The organism is Paenibacillus sp. FSL R5-0378 (genome assembly GCF_038009285.1).
GTDB lineage: Bacteria > Bacillota > Bacilli > Paenibacillales > Paenibacillaceae > Paenibacillus_AQ > Paenibacillus_AQ favisporus.
Genome location: NZ_JBBPAY010000001.1, coordinates 3,198,052 through 3,215,929, shown reverse-complemented (window position 1 = coordinate 3,215,929; position 17,878 = coordinate 3,198,052). Strand labels below are relative to the sequence as shown.

Annotated in this window: 29 protein-coding genes; 5 read left to right on the top strand and 24 right to left on the bottom strand. The window is 45.3% G+C overall.

Going from position 1 to position 17,878, the window contains the following annotated elements:
- Positions 1-188 precede the first annotated feature (188 nt).
- From MKY74_RS15065 to MKY74_RS15035, 7 genes are all read right to left on the bottom strand, one after another.
- Entirely contained in the window at positions 189-542 is a 354-nt protein-coding gene (locus MKY74_RS15065; protein ID WP_244169197.1) for a helix-turn-helix domain-containing protein, read from the bottom strand.
- 29 nt (positions 543-571) lie between these two features.
- Positions 572-901 carry a hypothetical protein gene (locus MKY74_RS15060; RefSeq protein WP_076168271.1) on the bottom strand — a complete coding sequence of 110 codons (330 nt, stop codon included), beginning with the start codon at positions 899-901 and terminating at the stop codon, positions 572-574.
- A 176-nt stretch (positions 902-1,077) separates the two neighbouring features.
- The gene (locus MKY74_RS15055) at positions 1,078-1,296 is read right to left on the bottom strand and encodes a hypothetical protein (RefSeq protein ID WP_076168274.1); all 219 of its coding nucleotides are present in this window, start codon (positions 1,294-1,296) and stop codon (positions 1,078-1,080) included.
- A 67-nt stretch (positions 1,297-1,363) separates the two neighbouring features.
- The gene (locus MKY74_RS15050; protein ID WP_076168277.1) at positions 1,364-1,837 is read right to left on the bottom strand and encodes a hypothetical protein; all 474 of its coding nucleotides are present in this window, start codon (positions 1,835-1,837) and stop codon (positions 1,364-1,366) included.
- 316 nt (positions 1,838-2,153) lie between these two features.
- Entirely contained in the window at positions 2,154-2,555 is a 402-nt protein-coding gene (locus MKY74_RS15045; protein ID WP_076168279.1) for a hypothetical protein, read from the bottom strand.
- Positions 2,556-2,617: 62 nt separating this feature from the next.
- Entirely contained in the window at positions 2,618-2,953 is a 336-nt protein-coding gene (locus tag MKY74_RS15040; protein ID WP_076168282.1) for a YolD-like family protein, read from the bottom strand.
- Positions 2,954-2,967: 14 nt separating this feature from the next.
- Positions 2,968-3,246 carry a hypothetical protein gene (locus MKY74_RS15035; protein ID WP_076168284.1) on the bottom strand — a complete coding sequence of 93 codons (279 nt, stop codon included), beginning with the start codon at positions 3,244-3,246 and terminating at the stop codon, positions 2,968-2,970.
- Positions 3,247-3,392: 146 nt separating this feature from the next.
- Between MKY74_RS15035 and MKY74_RS15030 the strand changes: the two genes are divergently transcribed.
- Positions 3,393-4,250: an ATP-dependent DNA ligase gene (locus MKY74_RS15030; RefSeq protein WP_076168287.1), complete on the top strand. Its 858-nt coding sequence runs from the start codon at positions 3,393-3,395 to the stop codon at positions 4,248-4,250.
- Here the strand turns inward: MKY74_RS15030 and MKY74_RS15025 are convergent.
- Together MKY74_RS15025 and MKY74_RS15020 are read right to left on the bottom strand one after the other, a co-directional pair.
- On the bottom strand, positions 4,247-4,447 hold the full coding sequence (locus MKY74_RS15025) for a hypothetical protein (protein WP_244169198.1): 201 nt from the start codon (positions 4,445-4,447) through the stop codon (positions 4,247-4,249). The genes MKY74_RS15030 and MKY74_RS15025 overlap by 4 nt on opposite strands.
- A 211-nt stretch (positions 4,448-4,658) precedes the next feature.
- On the bottom strand, positions 4,659-4,883 hold the full coding sequence (locus MKY74_RS15020; RefSeq protein ID WP_076168289.1) for a hypothetical protein: 225 nt from the start codon (positions 4,881-4,883) through the stop codon (positions 4,659-4,661).
- Positions 4,884-5,047: 164 nt separating this feature from the next.
- On the opposite strand from MKY74_RS15020, the gene MKY74_RS15015 reads away from it, so the two are divergent.
- The 4 genes from MKY74_RS15015 (at position 5,048) to MKY74_RS15000 (ending at position 8,458) form a co-directional block, all read left to right on the top strand.
- Positions 5,048-5,236 carry a hypothetical protein gene (locus MKY74_RS15015; protein ID WP_076168291.1) on the top strand — a complete coding sequence of 63 codons (189 nt, stop codon included), beginning with the start codon at positions 5,048-5,050 and terminating at the stop codon, positions 5,234-5,236.
- A 415-nt stretch (positions 5,237-5,651) separates the two neighbouring features.
- Entirely contained in the window at positions 5,652-6,665 is a 1,014-nt protein-coding gene (locus MKY74_RS15010; protein ID WP_167372842.1) for an FtsK/SpoIIIE domain-containing protein, read from the top strand.
- Complete coding sequence (locus MKY74_RS15005) at positions 6,610-7,206, top strand: replication-relaxation family protein (RefSeq protein ID WP_167372843.1); 597 nt, start codon at positions 6,610-6,612, stop codon at positions 7,204-7,206. The genes MKY74_RS15010 and MKY74_RS15005 overlap by 56 nt, the downstream gene beginning before the upstream one ends.
- A 172-nt stretch (positions 7,207-7,378) precedes the next feature.
- The gene (locus MKY74_RS15000) at positions 7,379-8,458 is read left to right on the top strand and encodes a beta family protein (RefSeq protein ID WP_076168295.1); all 1,080 of its coding nucleotides are present in this window, start codon (positions 7,379-7,381) and stop codon (positions 8,456-8,458) included.
- Here the strand turns inward: MKY74_RS15000 and MKY74_RS14995 are convergent.
- From MKY74_RS14995 to MKY74_RS14925, 15 genes are all read right to left on the bottom strand, one after another.
- Positions 8,427-9,005 (bottom strand): sce7726 family protein, encoded by a 579-nt coding sequence (locus tag MKY74_RS14995; protein ID WP_076168297.1) that lies wholly within the window; start codon positions 9,003-9,005, stop codon positions 8,427-8,429. The two genes, MKY74_RS15000 and MKY74_RS14995, sit on opposite strands and share 32 nt — an antisense overlap.
- Before the next feature lie 199 nt (positions 9,006-9,204).
- Positions 9,205-12,114, bottom strand: a complete 2,910-nt coding sequence (locus tag MKY74_RS14990) for a phage tail tape measure protein (RefSeq protein WP_076168300.1) — start codon at positions 12,112-12,114, stop codon at positions 9,205-9,207.
- Positions 12,115-12,152: 38 nt separating this feature from the next.
- The gene (locus MKY74_RS14985) at positions 12,153-12,389 is read right to left on the bottom strand and encodes a hypothetical protein (RefSeq protein ID WP_076168302.1); all 237 of its coding nucleotides are present in this window, start codon (positions 12,387-12,389) and stop codon (positions 12,153-12,155) included.
- A 36-nt stretch (positions 12,390-12,425) separates the two neighbouring features.
- On the bottom strand, positions 12,426-12,926 hold the full coding sequence (locus tag MKY74_RS14980) for a hypothetical protein (RefSeq protein ID WP_076168304.1): 501 nt from the start codon (positions 12,924-12,926) through the stop codon (positions 12,426-12,428).
- 232 nt (positions 12,927-13,158) lie between these two features.
- Entirely contained in the window at positions 13,159-13,359 is a 201-nt protein-coding gene (locus MKY74_RS14975) for a hypothetical protein (RefSeq protein ID WP_076168306.1), read from the bottom strand.
- Between the two features lie 72 nt (positions 13,360-13,431).
- A complete protein-coding gene (locus MKY74_RS14970) occupies positions 13,432-14,112 on the bottom strand; it encodes a hypothetical protein (protein ID WP_076168308.1) in 681 nt (226 codons plus the stop codon).
- 29 nt (positions 14,113-14,141) lie between these two features.
- On the bottom strand, positions 14,142-14,372 hold the full coding sequence (locus tag MKY74_RS14965; protein ID WP_076168310.1) for a hypothetical protein: 231 nt from the start codon (positions 14,370-14,372) through the stop codon (positions 14,142-14,144).
- Between the two features lie 301 nt (positions 14,373-14,673).
- Positions 14,674-14,922, bottom strand: a complete 249-nt coding sequence (locus tag MKY74_RS14960; protein WP_076168312.1) for a hypothetical protein — start codon at positions 14,920-14,922, stop codon at positions 14,674-14,676.
- Positions 14,923-14,933: 11 nt separating this feature from the next.
- Positions 14,934-15,197, bottom strand: coding sequence for a hypothetical protein (locus MKY74_RS14955; RefSeq protein ID WP_076168314.1), 264 nt, complete (start codon positions 15,195-15,197; stop codon positions 14,934-14,936).
- 38 nt (positions 15,198-15,235) lie between these two features.
- A complete protein-coding gene (locus tag MKY74_RS14950) occupies positions 15,236-15,706 on the bottom strand; it encodes a hypothetical protein (RefSeq protein WP_076168316.1) in 471 nt (156 codons plus the stop codon).
- 36 nt (positions 15,707-15,742) lie between these two features.
- Positions 15,743-16,057, bottom strand: coding sequence for a hypothetical protein (locus tag MKY74_RS14945; protein ID WP_076168318.1), 315 nt, complete (start codon positions 16,055-16,057; stop codon positions 15,743-15,745).
- 12 nt (positions 16,058-16,069) lie between these two features.
- Positions 16,070-16,375: a hypothetical protein gene (locus tag MKY74_RS14940; RefSeq protein ID WP_076168321.1), complete on the bottom strand. Its 306-nt coding sequence runs from the start codon at positions 16,373-16,375 to the stop codon at positions 16,070-16,072.
- A gap of 60 nt (positions 16,376-16,435) precedes the next feature.
- Positions 16,436-17,125, bottom strand: a complete 690-nt coding sequence (locus MKY74_RS14935) for a replication protein (protein ID WP_076168323.1) — start codon at positions 17,123-17,125, stop codon at positions 16,436-16,438.
- An 83-nt stretch (positions 17,126-17,208) separates the two neighbouring features.
- Positions 17,209-17,475, bottom strand: coding sequence for a hypothetical protein (locus MKY74_RS14930; protein ID WP_076168325.1), 267 nt, complete (start codon positions 17,473-17,475; stop codon positions 17,209-17,211).
- A gap of 15 nt (positions 17,476-17,490) precedes the next feature.
- A complete protein-coding gene (locus MKY74_RS14925; protein WP_244169199.1) occupies positions 17,491-17,844 on the bottom strand; it encodes a helix-turn-helix domain-containing protein in 354 nt (117 codons plus the stop codon).
- Positions 17,845-17,878: the final 34 nt, after the last annotated feature.

Sequence of the window (17,878 nt, the reverse complement as noted above, 5' to 3'; positions counted from 1 at the left end):
ACAACCGCGGAGTAAGCTTACGTTTCCCCATAAGCTCTTCGTCCGGTTTCTCCTCTCCCATGAGGGCGTCCCGCAAGGGGCGCCCAATTTTATTATTCAAAATACCCTTATGTATAAAGGAATTTTACTTGCGTAGAATTATGAACAAGAAGGAAATAATCATAATTGGGTACCATTTGGGTACCCAATTATTCATTGCCATTCCCTTCTAACCAATCAATAAACGATTGTTTTGGGATTAAATATTTTCTACCGATACGTATGTAATGAAACTGATTGGAATGAATTAAATCGTAAGCCTGGGTCTGTCCAATGTTAAGAATCTCCTTTATATCAATTGGCCTCAATACATCCGGAATATGCTCCCACGAATTCCCTGTCAGCTTTACTTCAGCAGTAACTTTATTACCCCTGTTTTCCCCTTCACTTTCCTCAAGCATGTTAACGTCGTCCATGATCTTCTCAATTTCCCTATTCACATACTGCTGCAGATCAGCCAGCCGCTTCTTTAAATACTCCAAGTTATTGTTTTCCTTATTCATCCTAAGCCCTCCAAAATATAAAAAGCCACTCAATTGAGCGGCTGCTGTAATCCATATTCTTTCATTAACCTTAAATAATCTGAAGTGCCTATGTTATGTATGAATTCATCAAGCTTTTGCCAAGGCTGCCCAGGCTCATCTCGATACATATTAATAACCATCTCAAGTTTCATTTTAGCTTTTTTTAACTCTTCTTCGCTCTGTGCCTCTTTCACCCTAATGTATCTTGAATATACATTATCTCCACTAGGCATCCGCATAACTTTTCCGTTTGTAACAATGTGATAATCATCTAAGCTTTCAATCACATGAATACCTTTGTTACGAATTGCATTAATTAAGTCCCTTCTCTCCTCCAACTCAAATCAGCCTCCTTTACAGCTCATTTTATCATAAAAACGGATAAAACTGTGGAGCCCATCGTGGGAATCAATACCGGAAGCGGAAGTAACTTTAAAAATAAAAATCTAGGCCTAAACGGGGGTCGTTCGCACCCGCAGTCGGTTTGAGGCGCTCCCAGGACCCGTGACCTCGTTCATCTTCGTTTGTCACGAACACCCCTGAATGCTCCGATTATCCCGGCTACTAGGCTTATGAAGATCCATAACCAGCCAGCCCAATTCAGATGTTTATCCGTATAACTGATCCCTGAAAAACCATACTCAATTGTCCAGAATCCTGTATGATCGCTGAACCCCACAAGAAAGAAGAACAGAGCCCAGGTTGCGCAAGCCATAAACACTAAAATTCCCATGGATATATCCCTCCTTAGTGTTAGTTTGCCCACATCCTATGGTGCCTTTACGTCGTGGTAGGTGCAATCAAAAGTCTTTCTTATTGCGTTCCTTTATCTCCTTAATCAGGTCGTCACATTTACTGCGCATAAATTCAGTGTAAGTAAGGAGTTCGGTTTCATACGCCATGAAATTTTCATGTGTTCGTTTTTCCCTTGAGTACTTTTCACTAATTGCTGTTAAACCATCACAAGTCTCAGTTATAAGTGAAAATAGCCTTTTATCTGATTCAATTGCTTCAGGTAAGTGCTTCTGCAATTTATGGATCATTTGGATAACACTTCGAAATAGTTCCCCAATTTGAAAATTCTCTGCATCGAAATAATCCCATGCTGAATTTAACTCTTGTCTCAAAACGGTCGCAAGGACGTAAGCCTTCCGATCCTTTGCCGGCTTTTCCGCCTCTCGTTGTTTGCGAATTTGCCACATAGCTACACGGTAAGCTCCTAGTACACCTACAAAGCTACCAAAGAAACCACCTAAATCAAAACCAATATTCATGAATTAACCCCCAACGCTGAATTCGTCTGTCGCCATTATTCGACGTCAGGGAGTTAAAACCTTCTCGGTAATCCAACATCTAACCGTCTTAGTGCGGCATGCAGGAACGCTATGATATTCCCATTATTGGTTTTCGGCAGATTCTCGAAGTGATCCCTCACCTCAGCCTCCCATTCCTCACGGGTAACGCCGTATTCCTTCAGCGATCTTTTCATGGTCAACAGAGAATGAAATTGCGCAACTTCATAGAATAAAAAAAGGACCTCCGATCGATCCGGAAGTCACCCTATTTTACATTCTCAATTCAATTTGACCATTATTTTGGGTAATTTCTGCTCTGGACTATCGGTCTCTTGGTTTCTGCATCAAATACAGCAGTTTTATCATAGGCCCTTCCACCAATCATAATTATCGACCTAAAGACGTATACCTGCCTATTTGGATTGTACCCACTTCCACTAACCCTCATCTTACCGAACTGATCGGTTTCCGCAAGAATGTTGTTGACATCTTTAAATAAACAGGATCTTCTAACGTTAAGTTTTGCCCCATCAAATTCAGAATACTCTTTCCGATCAAGTTGATTATAAAACTCGTCTGCAGATAAAAACTGCTTTTGGGTATTTGCGGGGTATTTTTCATCAGCTTTAGGCGGGTCAATAACAGGAGTACTGAAGCCAACTGATATCGCAAGGCATAGGACAATGATTTTAAACATTCCATTTCCACCTCCATATATCAATATGGCTCTTTATCAGAAAACTAATTCACACATATTTTTTATGTACTGGCTGAGATAATATCGCCGAATTTAATCCATTCCCATTCATCCTGGGCTATCGAAAGCTTAATTTCTTTACGGAACGTATTTATGACCGTCACAAATCCAGTAAGGTCCCGGGTATTGAATGGGTCAAATACGGTTAGTGTCACCTTGATATGGTCATTGAATGAATCTTGAAGAGCCTGCCCGATCAGCTGCCACTCCTGTTCATCGATTACCGGCTTCGTTTCACTCTTCAGCCCCATTTGATGGGCTAGAATCTCGCTCTTATGCTGCGGCAACATCATCCGTGAACTGTCAAACAATCCGTTATCGGTTAGTTTCTTGCTCATGGTCAGTACCCTCCTCAATACATGGTCCAGTAATCGGCCCCGCGGCTTATTCTAGGGCTATTTGTAGGGGCAATTCCTCTCTCCCATGCCTCCAAAATCACAACGTGTTCTACCGACGACTTGTTTTCCCACTGGATATACTCCTGTTTCTCTAGCTCTTTCAGTGACTGAATAATTTGGTCCTTGCGCTTGCCGGCCATAGTCTCAAGCTGCTCCATGTTCGGCATTTTATTGTGCCGGGTCAGATAATTACTGAGGATTCGCAACAATTTTCTTTCAGAATCCGCAAGCATTCAAACCCCTCCTTGCAAACATCTGTTCCAGTATTATACCCAAACACTCGTTCGCAAATCAATGTAAAAATTCCCCTACCTGTCCCCAGAACTTACCTCCTGAATAAGCTCCAACGGAAAGTTATAATTACGGGTGAGGTGTTTTTATGTTCATATCCCCGATGTTATTGGAAACGGCGCCTGGTCCGTTTTCACATTCACGATATATTTTTGAGCCAAAGGTCGACGGGCACCGGCTGGTTTTTGACCAGGAGGCAGGACGTGTCCGGCTCTTTACCCGGCATCACAATGACTGTACAAGTCAGTATCCCGAGTTGGTCCATCCCTTTGAGGATGACATCACGCTTGACGGAGAGGTCGCGTGTGTAGACCCTGGGACGGGAGTATCCGATTTTGAAGCCGTCATGACGCGACTGAAGACCGGTAAACATGATCGGATTCAGAGGCTGACCAAAACGCTCCCGGTTACCTTTGTTATCTTCGATATTCTGAGATATAAAGGGAAGGACCTCCGTAGTCTTACGCTGGCCCAGAGGAAGGATATACTAAGCGGTATCAAACTCCCGTCTAATGCTTTTGGGATTATGCCGTTTATCGAGGGTGAAGGCGAGAGCCTCTTTGCCCAAATCCAAAGAATGAAGATGGAAGGGATCGTTGGGAAGTTAAAAGACAGTAGGTATGTCAGCCGACGGTCTGCCGAGTGGCAAAAGGTCATCAACTGGACTTATGAGGAGGTATTCCTTACTGGGTACCGCAAGGACGAGTTCGGATGGTTGGCTGCTGTACCAGGTCCATCCGGCAAACTTCGTCCGGCAGGGATTATCGAGTTGGGCACAGGCCCGAAAGAGCGCAAAGATTTTTATATCAAAAGTCAAAAGCTGGTGACCGGAGAAGACAAGGCATTTGTATACCTGGAACCGACGATTCGCTGCCAGGTTAAGATTAGGAACTGGTACAAATCGGGGCTCCTTCGCGACCCGGTCTTTACACGGTTTATTGTTTAGACAGCATATTCAAACGTACAAGCGTCGCGCACAAAAAACTCATCACCGATTTTTACAGATAAGTCAGTTATTTCAACGATCTTCCCGCTGCCGATCATCTCCTGGTCCATAAAAACAGCCACCGGGATTTGCTCAATCATGGCGGTATGGAAATGGATCGGGGAAGTTAGGGGCTTCATAAATCTTTTGCTTTTCATCAAGTTTCACCTCTACCCGAAATTTTACCATATCTCAACAAAGAATGGGGGCAAAACAAAAAGGCCGCCCAAAAGGACGGCCAGGAAGAGGAGAAGCAGATACTACCAACTACTAGTGGAGTTTAACCCTTTATTATATTGGGCAATCCTGGTTTGCTTTATTCCTGCAAATAAAAAAGACCCTGCCAGCGCGAGCCAGCAGGGGAATTCTTCACGTCCAGAAATCTTGTTTCGACACTTTCTTACCAGTCAATTCTCTTACAGCCATGAGTAGCAATGTTATTGTGCTCTTACGAGGCTTATAATCTGGATCACTGCAAACATCAGAAACCGTATCACGATTCAACCCGGTAACCTTGACTATATCCTCCTGCTTTATCCTATGTTCGTCCAAAAACTCACCATATGGCGAACGTCTTTTCCCTAAACCAAACATCTCTCGTCCCTCCTGAGCTTTATTAATTATTATCAGAGTGGACGAGTCTAGCAAAATTTATACCCAATCTTTCGGATTACTCCGAATATTGTACAAACAGGTTGACGTATTCTCTTTAACATACCGCCGAACAATCGACGGAACATTCGGCAAGGAGGGCGTTAATGATGGCCACATATGGGATTATCGTAGGAACTTATATTGTCACGGCTATGATCGAGGCACGCTGCAGGAACGGAGGGGATCCGATCGGGGCGTTAGCTGCGCGAAGGTTCGGCAGGTTCTTTTTACTCGGCGCCGGCCTGGCGTTATCGTGGCAGTGGATTGCCGGCATGGTTGAGCTGCTTCGTTAAACGTAGGGGTTGAGGGGATATTTCCCCCGTGATACCCGATCTTTACCCCACCCATTTATATCGGCTTTTATTCCGAGGATTATTCCGAAACTGGCAGACGTCTGCTGATTTATCCTGCGTCTAATAACAACCGTTTTCTCTTCCGTTATCCCTTCACCTACGGAATAATCTGCCCTCAGGCGGCAAACATCGCAACGTCGAGGGGTTTGCCCGTCCGTTACCCTTCCGATCGGATGCAACACCTCTAGTTTGGAGAGGAGGCCCCATCATGTTTGGGTCTATTATTGGGATTGGATTTATTTGTGGGTCTGTATGTTCATTACTACCTCATTTCTTCTCTTCTTCTTTTTCTTTAGGTAACTCTTTCCTCTCTGCATGCAAAACCCTGAATCTGGTCGCCGGCGACTCGCAGCCAATGGTTAACGCGGAGTACACTCACGCCTGGGGAACGCGGCTCCTTGTTGGGCTGCCGGTTGGGCTGCCTTCCGCAAAGGTGTTCGATAACCGCAACGCAATAGCGGAGGCGCTGCGTGTGAGCCCGGATAACCTAGAAATACGCTATGATGACGGGCTTATCCTCGACATCATCACGCAGCCTATGCCGTCCAAGGTCCCGTATCGAGCTGGCACCGCGTATCGGGTGTGTGTCGGAGTAAATAAGCGCGGAGAACCGCGGTACTACGATTTTGATGGCCCGTATCCGCATCTATTGATCGGCGGCATATCGGGCGGAGGCAAGAGCGTCATGCTGCGTTCGATCCTAACGTCACTGGCGCAAGGGCCGGCGCCGGAGCTTTACTTGTGCGATCTGAAGGGCGGAGTCGAGCTCGGCATATTTCGCGGCCTGGAATGCGTCAAGGGATTCGCCACGGAGCTCGGAGAGGTGCTGCAGGTGACAACCAAGATTGAGGCGGAGATGAAACGCCGGTATAGCGTTATGGCCGCGAATGGGTCGCAGTCCTGGGCCGGGAATAAGGCGGTGCTAGTGGTCGATGAGCTCGCGGATTTCAAGGTACGCCCCGGGGATCCGGACCGGGTCATAAAGGCCGCGATCAAGACGAAGCTTACGAATTTAAGTGCAAAAGGGCGAGCAGCCGGCGTCATCCTTGTACTGGCGACGCAGCGGCCGAGCGCGGACGTCGTTGACGGCCTCATAAAAACGAATATAGCCGCGTCCATTTGCTTTCGCACGCGCGATGACACACAGAGCCGCATCGTACTCGATCATAACGGAGCAGCGGATTTACCGGATATTCCCGGACGCCTGATATTCCAGACAGCGCACGATGAGACGCTGCAGGGGCCGTTCCTGACTGCAGAGGATGCCAAGAAGATCATTGCCGGCTTACCACAACGCGAGGAGGTCATTCGTCATGAATCTTACACAGATCAAGCTGAACCGATGGACGGAAATTCTCTCGAGCTTTGACAGTTTCGGCTTTCTCACCACATCTCAGGTCCAGCGCCTGCATAATCTCGGCGGCATTCGGAATACACTCCGGATCCTGACCGATATGAAGGAGTATCTGCATAGTTTCCGCGAAGGCGAAACCGTGTGGTATCTCAACGCGGCCGGCCGGAGGACGATCGGAAGCGAGACGATCCGCAAACGAAACCAGACAACCCGCCACGTAATTATGAGGAATGAAGTCTACATCGCAAAGCGTCCGGAGCTATGGCGGCCAGAATACGCGATTAAATGGGATGGTAAGGAGATCGTCTGTGATGCGCTGTTCCGTACTGGAAAGGAGTACACGTTTGTTGAGATTGACTTAACCCAAACCATGAAAGCAAACGAGGGGAAAATTGCAGCCTATCGGGCACTAAGAGAAACAGGAAAGTGGCAGGCGAGATACGGAGAATTTCCGAGATTGCTCTTTGTGACCAGCACTAACTATAGGAAGGAACGGATCACCAGAGCTGTAGGAGACCTAGTTACTGATGTTGTAACGCTCATTGATCTTAGATAGCACACCCCAGCCTCAACAAGTAAATGTCCGACATACGAAAAAGCTATTTCATTAATCCACATTATGATTCCACTTCCACATATCGCCAAATCGTGACTTTTGATGTAGAATTTTAGGTACATAAGACCTAGTACATAACTTCAGCCGATGAAGGACATTTAGGAGGATTTGAATGAACAAAAGATTAGTGTACACACCAGTATTAAAATGGAAGCAAGGTGAACAAAAGGCTCTTGAGGAATTGGCTCCTTCAATCAAGCAATTCTTAATACCAATTATAGAGATCCCTCCTATTGATTGGGATTTTGAAAATGAAGTGCCGAAAAAGTCCATCGATGAACATTTGAGCAAGGTGGGGGAATCATTTGAAAGGGCTTGGGGAATCGATAAACCGATTATTGTCGATCTAAACTATATTGAGTCCTCAGATCGATTGGCCAACGGTCAACATCCACTTAATTTAATTGTTCAAGAGGCTGCAAAGCGAGGTATAAATGTAATTCCTGCAACCAGCACAAACAGAGATCAAGCATACCAACATGAGGTTAAACTTGCTCATCAGCAATATAACCAAGGAGTGTGCTTTCGTTTAAAGGAGGAGGACTTTGCAGACTTACAGAGTAATATAGATGCCTTGCTTCTCCAAAATGCAGTTACTCCATCACAAGTGGACTTGGTTCTGGATTATGAGTATGTAAATCCTAAAGAACAAGTAAGAACAACCATGTTTTTAACTGGCATTCTAAATTCGCTTCCTTATCTTAATGAATGGAGGAATGTTATTCTAATTGGTACCTCTTTTCCAAGTGATCTGTCTGCAGTAAACTCAGATTCAGTCGACTCAATTGAAAGAGCGGAGTGGTTAATCTGGAAAAGACTAATCAACTCAGCTTCCATAAAAATCACCCCGTCCTATGGTGACTATGGAATTTCAAATCCTGCACCATTTGATGCGGATCCTCGCTTCATAAACATGAGTGCAAATATCCGCTATACAGCCGAAGACAAGTTTATTATTTTCAAAGGCCGTATGATTAAGCGGTACGGAGGGAATCAATACTACCAGCTATCATCTCAGGTTGTTTCCCATCCAGAATTTTCAGGTCCAAACTTCAGTGCAGGAGATTATTATATCCAGGAAGTCGCCAATCAAAATGATGGCCCTGGAAATGCAACCAATTGGCGCAAATCAGGGACAAATCATCATTTGACATATGTTGTTAGTGAGCTCTCCAATTTGCTCTCGTCTTAAGTTTTTTTCGAACCTCATCCTGTAATTCACTCAGGGGTAGGTTTTCAGCTAATGCACTCCATAAAAAACTCCGAGGCTTGCTAAGCAGTCCCTTCTGCAAGCCTCTTTCTTTTAAAATCGACAAGGCCTCGTCACGCCAAAGAAGCTGCGCCACAGAAAGTGCATCAACATCTTGATTTTTTTGAGGTTCCCTCAATACAAAGAAGTGAATTAATCCATCCTCTTCTTTTTCTGCTTGAGTGATTCCCCACCAATCCGGAATAATATCTTTAATGCCGTCCACAAACTTGGATGCTGTCAATATAGTCACATTGTCAAAAACCCTATTATAAAATGCTGACTGTAAAGGAAGTCGCGCTAAAGTGTCACTTTCACTTTTAATTTCATACCCGTTAATAGCTCCATTTACTACAGCAACATCTATCCGTGCATCTCCCTGACAAAGAGGAAGCTCATCCAAAATTAATGTATCCGGCTCATCTTTATGTTCATTATGGAGTAAATAATGAAGTGATTTCCGGATATCTATATCCTTTGTTTTCATCATGACACCTCCACATAATAAAGATAGCTTAAACAAGTTTAGCATAAGGTCCTAAATATTAAAACTGAAACCTTGTTCAGTGGTTGCATGGATTAAAAATGGTAAGGGCCCTAATGAAAAGCAATTTAAACAGAACAGTAATTAAGAAAAGACCGCCTAAATGGACGGTCGTTAGGTACATATTAACTTACCCAGTATTGGATTATTTACTTGAAAGACTTCTCCGCCGCTGCGTTCGCTCGTACGTCCTCAAATGACTTTCCCATTCCTTCTGACCATCCCGGACGGCACCAGCAACCACTTTAGCATCAGCATTTCCATGAATAGTTATTGGCATATTAAAGACAGGTGCCCAGGTGCCGCCTGTCTCAATTCCTAATGCTTCGCCGGCTGCTGCATATAGCCCTCTGGACCGCTTCGAATTATTAACCGGGATGACGAACTCATCGTCCCCGCCCTCGCCGATCCACGCCAACTCAGGCGATGTTACCCGGCCTCCATCCGCATAACCATTAAATCCCGGGTCCCTCAGCTCAATATGCTTTATCTGCTTTCCTGCAGGAGTTGAATAATCTGGGATCGTGCCGGTTTGGTGCCACACGACAGACAAGTCAATCTTTTTAGATAGGGGCATCTCGTCCATTGCTGCATTCAAATCGCGTATATGGGAAGCAGCCTCTTCAAATCGTTTTTTCTCTTCATCCGTCATCTTCGCAAACTTGGCTGCTTGGGTTGAGAATTTCTCCCCGCCAAGATCGTTAATTTGGATGAGTTCAACTTGTTTATCATACAGCTGCTGATACGACTTTTCCGCCTCGATAATGGAATTATCTGTTTCATTGAGTTTTGTCCGCATGGAATCGTATAACGCTTTGTAGTCATCCATGGTTTTTTTCACTTGCCCCACCCGGCCAATGTAATCCTGACCTGTAGCTTTTAGAATTTCATTTGCAAGCTCATCTTCTTTTTGGCGTTGTTCTTCGCTTCCAGGTTGGGTGGTATCGTAAATTTGCCTTGCCCGCGCTGCATAACTTTTAAATTGCTGATAAGACTTCTCTGCATCAAGCATGGACTGCTTATAGTCATCAACCTTTGAAGTCATATCTTCGTATTCAGCCACAAGATTCGGCAAATTATCTTGAGCGTCAAATACTTTAGCCTCAAGATCCCGCCTACTTATTTCTCGCGTGGTATTATCAATTTTGTTCAAGGTATCTAATTGATCCATGAACACGCCATTCTTAGCATCTTCAGCACTAAGGATATCTGGGTTCAGCTTGATCAGTTCTTTTTCTGTATCGGCTAACTTCCTACGTGCTTCAGCAAGATCCTGCGCAGGGGTTTTTGAATCATTGATCTTATCCGTTAGTTTCTTATACTCGGTTATCAGGTTCTGGGTGCGCCTTGTCTGATCATCAATAGCATGATAATCATCAAAAGACTTTTGAAGGGAATCTCCCATGTTAAGAAGTTCTTCCCGAGCTTCCTCTTGATGCTTTTTATATGTGAGGACAGCAGTTGTCACAAGTCCTATAGCCCCAACTGCAATCCCTGCAGGGCTCGTCATCATGCTGAGGGTTTTATCGAATTTGCTGGCCCCGTTCGTCGTATCGAAAAATGATTTACCGACCTTGGTGAAATCTTTACCCATGGAATAGGCGTTTTTGGCCAGCATGGCCGCCGGCACGCCGAGAGCGAGCGTTTTGACCAGATCCTTGTTATCGGTCGCCCATTCCGTCACACCGTTAAGCGCCGGCATAACGTCCTCGCCGATCGGGATAACCAGGTTCGTCATGAGCTCGCGGCCAAGCCCCTGCAGTTCTTTCTTCACGCTGGTGTACTTGACTTCGGAAATCTGCTGCATGGTGTCGATAGTTTTATCATACTCGCCATTGATGTCCTTCAACGCTTCGACTGCTTCATGCTTCAAATCCTCGTATTTAGTTCCGAATAAGGCCACTCCCATTTGATTCTTTGTATTGGCATCATCCAGACTATCAAGCTTAGTGATGATTTGACCCAGTGCATCCCGTGCTTTTAATGAGCCATCTCCTAAGCCTTGTATGATTTTATGACTGTCGCTCATATAACTGACAATCTGGGATGAAGCTTTCTCCGCTGAAGCACCGCCCTTTTTCAAGGACTTCACCAGATCGGTGGCCACATCTTTTCCGGCCACCTTAGAGAGTTTGGTGAACTCTTTAACCTTTGTTCCGCCCTTACTTAATGCATCAACGAATGAATCAATACCTGTAGGAGCAAAGAGATAATCCAATGCATCGGTGACAGCTTTATCACCACTTCTGATCTGGATATTAAATTCCTTCAGCAAGTCCCCCATCATATCTAAATTGAATGTGCCTTTTTTGAGACCTGATTCAAGTATGCTGAACATTTCCTCTGCATCGTAGCCCGCGTCTTTAAAGTGGACGGAGTATTCGTTCAAGGTATCGAGGAGGTCGTCAGAACGATTCAGGCCGCGCTGGCTGCCCTGGGCAATCAAATCGAAAGCCTGATCCGCTGTAAGGCCCATATTCCGCATGAGTGCGTCTGTAGTGCGTACCGTCTCATTAACGTCATAACCAAAGGTATCCTTCAGAATGAGTGCATTCTTGGTCGCCTGCTCCAGCGCATCTCCGGCCAGCCCGGTAACCTGCCGGACGTTGACCAGTGAATCAGCAATGTCGTCAAATCCCTCGCCGTAATTCCCTGCGTAAATCTCCTGAATGGTGTCCTTAAACTCGGCCATGTCTTTTTCAGTGGCGCCCGTTGCTGCCCCCATTTGGTGGACGGAGTCGTCCAGGGCGCCGACCTCGTTAATCATGTTGGAGAACATATCACCGACTCGAGTAATAATAGCGTGTGCTCCTGTGAACTGAAGCGTTTTTTCAAAAATCTCACCGAATTCTTTGACGTCCTCCCGCAGCTCATGGAATGCGCCCTTGGCGTCCTCAGCATCCCGGGTGATCTTCCGGAACCCCTTCGCCCGCTGCAGGCTGTTGAAGTCTCTGCCAAGTCCCGTAACGTCCTTAGAGAGATCATCGAATGTTCGGGTTAGCTTGGGGTCAATGTCGCCATTGAGCTCGAATGTCATTTCAAACTTTTTGGGCATGAGTTAAACCTCCTTTGTACCAATTTTGATTAATGATTTCATGTGGGTGTTTCGCTTTGGTTTTGAAAACGCGTCATTAGCGCATTGAGCACCTCGACAGCGACTTCGGCAACCGTTCGGCCGTCTTTTATTGCTTGTGCTACAATGCCGGCTGCTCCTGGAGACTTAGCAAATTCATTTAGGGCGATGACGCGTTCGCGCTCAGCTTGCTCAGCCTCTGCTATAACTTGGTTGTATAGATCCGGATATTTGCTTTTGAGTTCTTCTAATTTCATGGTTATTTCGTCCTTACATATTTGATTTGCTTACTTTTATGGTGTGTCACGCTCCATCGGGGAGTACTTCGCCAGCGCTGACAAGGCACTTTCTATCTCTCGGCGAACAACAGACTCAACGACGTTAGCCGGCTCGTTCTCACATTCTGTAGCAATTCGGTTGGGGACGGCCAGCAGACGGGATTTTGTTGTCAGGATCAAGTCCGACAGTAGCAACTCCACGTCCGCAGCAGCATGAAGGTTCCCTTTCAGTTGCTCCAATTCAATGGCGGCCTTTTCCTTTTTGATGCGCTCATGTTCGGTCTTCTCATCGATAAACCGAGGCTTTTTATCGTCCTCTTTACCGCCTGAAACGTGTTCACAGTAGGCTTGGACGGCTTCGGCAAGCAGATATTTTCCTCTATTCACCTGCTTCAGGACGCCGTCCCGGGTCAATTGCCGTATCCATTGGGGTGTTTTCCCCACGATCGCAGCCAATTCTGAGGTGATTACCTCTCGATCCTGCAAGCTCTCCGCTTTCGCTTTTTGTTTTCCCATCTTTCATCACCTCACTTTCCCTTTTGTTATTGGCAGGCTGTTTTGAAAATTTCATGCATAATTCGAAGCGAAAAATTGAAAAGTTCCCCTCCAGACGACCGACATCCGAAAGGGAAAGTGATTTTTAAAATAAAAATCTGGAGCTGGATCGGGGTCGTTCGCACCCGCAGTCGGTTTGAGGCCTTCCCAGGACCCGTGCTTTACTCGATAAGCGGCCTCCGAATTCTTGGATTTATTGCTCCAACCGATCCTTGGCCGAGATATCACTTAAATGATTACGTTTGAGCGCTGCCTTGATCCGATCGCGTTTCTCATGTTGTCTTTGACCTCTGGTGTGACGGCCCGGTCCTTGGTTTAATCCAGCCTTGTTCTTAGCCTTCCATTGCTGGAAGCTTTTACGGGAGATGTCTTTCTGTTCTATTGTCGAAGCCATGACCCTCCACCTCCGAGATATTAATAAAGGACGCTGAGATAACACGCCCTAACATGTTTCCTGCGCAAGACATTATCTGTTACTGTAAGGCGACGGGTAATTCACCCAATCACTGCCCCCTTGGCTCATATCGACATGAGTAACATTTCGCCCGGGTGAGGCTTCTTTCTTGTCGAAGTATCTTTCCGTGTCTTCGCCGGCCAACCAAATTTTAATAAAGTTCTCCTGTTCGTAACTCGGTATTTCGCCCAGACGTGGATCAATAAGATGGAATTTCCATTTCAAATCTTCGACTGTCGTTCTGCTAGCACGAAGTTCATACCTTGTATTCTCCATCTGCTTCTTGAGCTCATCAATCTGTGCCTGCAGTTCATCTAATCGGGCGTGATTGGCGTTATACTGTTGAAGGCGTTCTTCCTCGGCCTTATTCGCAGCTGCTCGAATCTTTTCCATGTCCTTTGCGTAGTAGTCTCGAGAAGTACCCAGTTGAGTTTTATATCCATCAATGGAATCCTGGATTTCTTCAAGCTCAATCCGCAGTGTCCGGTTTTCCTTCTTGAATTTTTCAATACCGGTGGTGTCTTCGCTCATCTCCAGTTCAATCATTTGGTCAGAGTTGTCCTTGATCTTCGTTTTAATAATTTGTGCTTGCTCCTGGAGATCGTCAATCTTGCCTTGGATCAGCTGCTCCCGTTTATCAACTTTATCGAGGAACTCCTGCAGTAGCTCTTTCCAGTCTTTTTTCTTTAACATGATTCAATCTCTCCCCATGACTTAATAATTTATTGTTTCTTCCGACGAGCTCCGATTTCACGAGCATAGGCGACCATATCATTAGCTGTTTCCTGCCGTTTCATAGATGCGTTGAGGATCCGCAAGGCAGCATCCTCGGGAGACTCTCCAGAAGCTATAGCCTCGTCAATGTAACGGCTATTGTCACGGTTCCGCCATGACTGGAGTATCTGTACACGTTCTTGCTCCGTATACTGTGTTGGTTTTGTATTTTCACTCATATTTCGTATCCTTCTCTCTTACGAGGCCAATTTAAGGCCCCCTTATTTGAAGTGCTCTTTACCTTTGAACACTGATTACTCTTTTGGCTTTCGTCGTCCTCCTACTGGATAGGTACTTTGATACCCCTTGATGAGGTGAGCGCCTCAAACGCCTATAGTTATTGGCGTAAAACAGAAATAACGAGGGGTGGGGAACGAGCCACCCCATTGTTGTTAATTTTGACCACGGACTTATCACCTCCTCCAATAAACAGAAATATTTTTATAGTTGATTCCTATAAGATGATTGGATATAATGTACTTAATTCGTTGAATATCCATTGATTGTTTCTGATGCCTCCGCTGTTGCCGCAGTGGGGGCTCCTTCTTTTATGGCGTTCGCAAAGAAATTATCAGGAAGACCGACTTTCTCTTCAAAAATAGCTAGTTCGACCGCCTTTTCTCCATTTGACAGAACTACAACACTATCCGTGAGAAGTTTAATAATTTCCTCAAGTTTCAATCCGCGGTAACCAATCAATGCTGTAGCAAGGTCAATTACTCCGCTCATCGATCTTCACCTCACTTCATATCCATTGATTTATTAGCACCTATGTAGAGGCGCTCTTTAAAATCAGCCAGCATTCTGGCGGTTTTTAAATCCCTATTTACAACGTTCTCCAGGCATCGTTCCTCCAACTTATGGACGTCCTCTACAAACATGTATAAATCAAGGATCGCATGTTCCCGAGAAAATTCTTCCTCAGGAACACTCATCAACGTACAAGCCAATTCCAATAATTTTGATTTTAATTCCGCAACCTGCTGCCAAATTGCCGTATCCATAGCCCTTTTCTCCTTTCAAAGAAGCCGTACTGTCTTAATTATTTTGACCGATACCCCACTGTCAGGCGGTAGGAGCCAGGCGCTTCAACCTTGTGGGCCTTAACAACTTGCCGGCCGTAAGACAGGTCTTTCAGCAGCTGCTCGAACTTGCTGGTGAACCCAGGATCATCGAGATCCATCTGAAATTCACGGTCAGCCGCCTTGTCGACTTCGTGGTGCTCGCATAATTCCTGCCATGCTTCCTTGATCGCCAGGACCAAAACGATGTATATCCGCTTGTCCTCAATCTGCACGGCTTCAGAAAGTACTCCCTTGACGATCGGAGCAAGATAATCGTTAACTTCTTCCCAATCGGTGCGAGGGCTGAGTGCTGATGTGAGCATCATTCCAATATCAGAGTTGAACAGTTCGCCTGTGCCGGATTGTTCCTCGAGAAACTGCGCGAACGGAACTTCTTTGCCTGTTTCGTTATCGACGATGACAGGAGCAACTTCCCTTATGTTTTTCATGGTTATCATCCTTTTTGTTAGATTGTTATTGATTTGTTATTGAACCGGACCGAGTATGTCTGAACCGATTTCTGAGAGCCCCCTATTCAAGTAGTCCGAAAATTCCCTTTTCAACCCTTGATGATCAATAAAATTGCGAGCAGCTGTCGTGATGATGTCTTCGGTCATCTTATCCTGGACGGCGACTTGTAACGCCTGAATGAGCTGCGCATTCTCTTCTATCGCTTCCTGATAAGACCAAATAATTTCGGTAATATAATTCACTACATCCATTTCAGTAACTTTTCCTGATTTAAGAACGTCCAGCGTAGCTATCATTTGATTCTTCACTGTACTCCGTTCGATGTTCATCACCCCCTTAATTTAGTCAGGGCTGATCCCCCGCAGTGTTAGATCATCGTGAATTTTTCGAAGCCCACTTAGCCGGATTTTTCTATACAAACCATCCGAAATGCACAAATCACGGTATATTTCCTGATGCCTGGTGTACTCAGCTTCGGTCTGAATGTATTTACGAGTGATGATCTGCTTCTCCATTTCCGGCATTTTTGCTATCAGATTGAGGACTCTCCGCGTTTGATCATCATGGCGATCCAGAATTAACGCTAAATGGATCTTTCGGAGATATGAAACAACACGCTTTTCAGCATCTTTATCAAGCGATGGCATAACTGGCCCCCCCTGTGGTAAGATTGTTTCGTCGATGGCTTCCTACCTAGGGAGCTTTTTTTATTTATTGAACTGGTTGTATAAATGAACTTCGAAATATCGATGGGATAATTCAAGAAAATACCTAATGCTTCTGTTATTGCCTTCCTTGATCGGATCTTTGAAGAACTGTGTCACCCCCTCCTCCCATTCTTCCTGAGTTGTTCCGCATTCGATCAAATGACTTATTTGGTTTTGAATGAATTCGTAAGTTTTCTCGGATATCCTTACGTGCTTTCTTTTCATCACTTTCTTATAATGATTCAAATAAAAGTTAATAAGGGGATCGTCGATTTCAACGAAATCGATGTAATATTTTTCTTTACTCCTTTTTTCTTTAGTTTCTTTCTTTATATGGGGAGCTAATGAATCCCCCTTATAGGAACCTAATGAGTCCCCTATAGAAGAACCTAATGAGTCCCCTATAGCCGGGTTAATTTGCAGGTACCTCTTTCTTCCATCCCTCCTTTGAATAATAATTCCGCGCTGTATCATTTTCCTAAGTTCCCTTTTGACCTGTTCTTGATTGCAACCAGTTAAGCCAGAAAGGAAACTGACTGAAAGCCAATGTTCCGTTTGGTTGTAACCAAAGGTGTTCCTGATTACCGCATTCAAAATTCTGAACTGTGTCATATTGAGATCAGCTGTCATCAGATAGTTCATCACCCAGTGGGGAACCTTAACAAATAATGAATCGTTGCTGTTCTCCACTCACCTCACCTTCTTATCCTCCACAGCCGCAAAACTGCAGAATTCATTCAAGAGGTTTATGCATTGCGCGATCGCGTCTTCGTTCATCCAGACATCACCGCCGCCCCCGATAACAAGTTCAGGAAATCGTGTACTTCAATAGCTCCTGAAGTGTAATCGACCAAGGATAGATGGAGTGGGCCGGCTGCTACTGGGTTGACCCCGTTGATTTCAAACATGGCAGCCGTTACTTCCTCTATCATCTCGTCAGTTAACATGAGCTTAATCCCGATCCCTTCCAATGCGGCAGCTTTGTTCGTCAACTCCCGGATCAACTTCAGCAGCCGAAGGGTCACATTTTGATTTTCCAATGTCGGTCCCTCCCATTACACGTGGCAAGCATTTGTATTCCCCGAAATCCATTTATCAAGCTCATGTCGCCGGAAAAAATAACGACTTTTCACTTTGAAATACGGAATGCTATCCGTCCGGCACAGATCGTAAATGGTCCAGGTGGAGCAGCGCAGGTATTCAGCTGCTTCCTTGACGGTGAATGTCTGCGGCGCCTCAGGTGCTTTAGACTGCTGCTGGGCTACCAATTGGGCCAATTGCATCATTATCGCTCCCTGATCCATTTGCGGCTGGCGTTCAATTACTTCAACGATCTGAGCCGGTTGGCTGGATGGCTGCTGAATTATTACTGTCGGCACTGCATGACGGACATTTCTTTTACGTACCATTTCATGAACCTCCTCAAAATAGTGTTTTAAGTTG